The sequence below is a fragment of the Streptomyces chiangmaiensis genome, from assembly GCF_036281785.1.
GTDB lineage: Bacteria > Actinomycetota > Actinomycetes > Streptomycetales > Streptomycetaceae > Streptomyces > Streptomyces chiangmaiensis.
Genome location: NZ_JAYWVC010000487.1, coordinates 1 through 2,225, shown reverse-complemented (window position 1 = coordinate 2,225; position 2,225 = coordinate 1). Strand labels below are relative to the sequence as shown.

The 2,225-nt window shown below is 63.3% G+C and carries 3 protein-coding genes; 2 read left to right on the top strand and 1 reads right to left on the bottom strand.

The window, feature by feature from the left end:
• The first annotated feature begins 233 nt into the window (after window positions 1-233).
• Together VXC91_RS44765 and trxA are read left to right on the top strand one after the other, a co-directional pair.
• On the top strand, window positions 234-1,001 hold the full coding sequence (locus VXC91_RS44765) for an SDR family NAD(P)-dependent oxidoreductase (protein ID WP_329513075.1): 768 nt from the start codon (window positions 234-236) through the stop codon (window positions 999-1,001).
• 104 nt (window positions 1,002-1,105) lie between these two features.
• The gene (gene trxA / locus VXC91_RS44760) at window positions 1,106-1,432 is read left to right on the top strand and encodes a thioredoxin (protein ID WP_329513074.1); all 327 of its coding nucleotides are present in this window, start codon (window positions 1,106-1,108) and stop codon (window positions 1,430-1,432) included.
• 71 nt (window positions 1,433-1,503) lie between these two features.
• Here the strand turns inward: trxA and msrA are convergent, their stop codons facing one another.
• Complete coding sequence (gene msrA, locus VXC91_RS44755) at window positions 1,504-2,013, bottom strand: peptide-methionine (S)-S-oxide reductase MsrA (RefSeq protein ID WP_329513073.1); 510 nt, start codon at window positions 2,011-2,013, stop codon at window positions 1,504-1,506.
• Between the last annotated feature and the right edge of the window lie 212 nt (window positions 2,014-2,225).

Genomic DNA, 2,225 nt, shown 5'->3' with positions numbered 1-2,225 from the left:
GTGCTCATTTTCGACGCGCCACTACCGAAGGAGCCTGTGCTAGCGACCAAATGCTCTGGTGGCCGAGCGTAACGGGGCATGGCAATGACGGTCTCATGCACAGCACCTGCCGTCATGGTGTGCATCGTAGACACGCTGTAGAGCTGCTGTAGACCTGATCGTGTCAGAGTGGACTCTGACTGCAAAACAAGAAGCAATGTTCGCTGCTTAATTGGAGAGTGAATCGCGTGGCCATGGACTTCGAAGGCAAGAAACTCGTCGTGATCGGCGGCACCAGCGGCATGGGCCTCAAGGCCGCCGAAAACGTGATCGCGGCAGGCGGCAGCGCGGTGATCGTCGGTCGTGCGGGCCAGAAGCTCGACGATGCCGTGGCGGCACTGTCGCGGTCTGGCAGCGCATGGTCGATCGCGGCCGAGCTGACGGACTGGGACCAGGTCGTCGAGGCGCAGAAGCAGCTGGCGGAGGACCACTCCGACGCCACCCTCCTCGTCAACGCGGCGGGGTTCTTCCTGCCCAAGCCCTTCCTCGATTACGAGGTCGAGTACTACGACGCCTACCACGACCTCAACAGGGCGACCTTCTTCCTGACTCAGACCATCGTCCGCGGCATGATCGCCGGCGGCCAGGGCGGCGCCATCGTGAACGTGGGCAGCATGTGGGCGCACCAGGCCCTCGCCGTGACACCGTCGTCGGCCTACTCGATGGCCAAGGCGGGCCTGCACGCCCTCACCCACAACCTGGCCATAGAGCTCGCCGGCGAGGGCATCCGCGTGAACGCCGTGGCTCCCGCGGTCACCAGGACGCCTCTGTTCGAGAAGGTCTTTCCCGCGGACCAGTTGGACGGCGCGATGGAGCAGCTGAGCGGCCTGCACCCGCTCGGCCGAGTCGGCACCCCGCAGGACCTCGCGTCCGCGATCGTCTTCCTCCTCTCGTCGGCCTCGAGCTGGACCACGGGCGCCATCCTCAACGTCGACGGCGGAGTCATGGCCGGCCGAAACTGACCCCAGTCGACTGGTTGCGTCCCGCCCGGAGCACTCGGCCCGCTCCGGGCGGGCGGCCCCGCGAACCTTACCCACCGCAATACCCACGCACAGAGGGGCACTCTATGGCAGGCAACCTGAGAGACGTCACTGACGAAACGTTCGCCGAGGAGGTGCTCGGTAGCGACAAGCCCATTCTCGTCGACTTCTGGGCCGAGTGGTGCGGGCCTTGCCGCCTGGTGGCGCCAGTGCTTGAGCAGCTGGCTGCCGAGCACGGCGACAAGATTGAGATTGTTCAACTGAACGTCGACCTGAGCCCTCGCACTGCAGAGGAGTATGACGTCAGGTCGATCCCCACGCTCAACGTCTACCGAGACGGCAAGGTGGTCAAGACGGTGATCGGTGCCCAGCCGAAGGCCGTTCTTGAGCGGGACCTGAGGGAATTCCTCTAGGCACATGGCTTACTCAAGGCTTCGATGAGGCTGCTCCCGTCACGCCTCGACGGGAGCAGCCTCGTTACATGTCAGGCCGGTGTCTTGGGTAGCTGCCAGCCCTCACGAACGTAGTGGCATGTGTAGCCGTTGGGGTAGCGTTGGAGATAGTCCTGATGCTCGGGCTCTGCCGTCCAGAAGGTTCCTGCGGGCACTACCTCAGTGACCACCTTGCCGGGCCACAGTCCAGACGCCTCGATGTCGGCAATCGTTGTCTCCGCTACGCGGCGCTGCTCGTCGTTGAGGTAGAAGATGGCAGACCTGTAGCTCATACCGATGTCGTTGCCTTGCCGGTTCAGCGTGGTGGGATCATGGATCTGGAAGAAAAACTCCAGAAGGGCACGGTAGGTTGTCTTGGAGGGGTCGTAGGTGATCTCGATCCCTTCGGCGTGGCTTCCATGGCTTCGGTAGGTTGGGTTCTCGACCTCGCCTCCGGTGTAGCCGACACGCGTCTCCACAACGCCTGGAAGCGTACGAAATAGTTCCTGCATCCCCCAGAAGCAGCCGCCGGCCAGCACTGCCTTTTCTTTTTCGGCTACCACATCACACTCCCTGTCTACGAGGCTTCAACCTGGAGCTTGAGGACCCTGGTTCCCAGGTGTGGCGCAGCCGCCGGTGGCGAGACCGCACCCGCCTGGCCGCAAAGCCAAGGTGGCTGGGGTTGCGGGGAGGGGCCTCAAGACGCCGACTAAACGCGGACGACTCGCCCTCACACACTTAGCTGCTTCAACAGTGGATTTCTTACCTCTCTGTT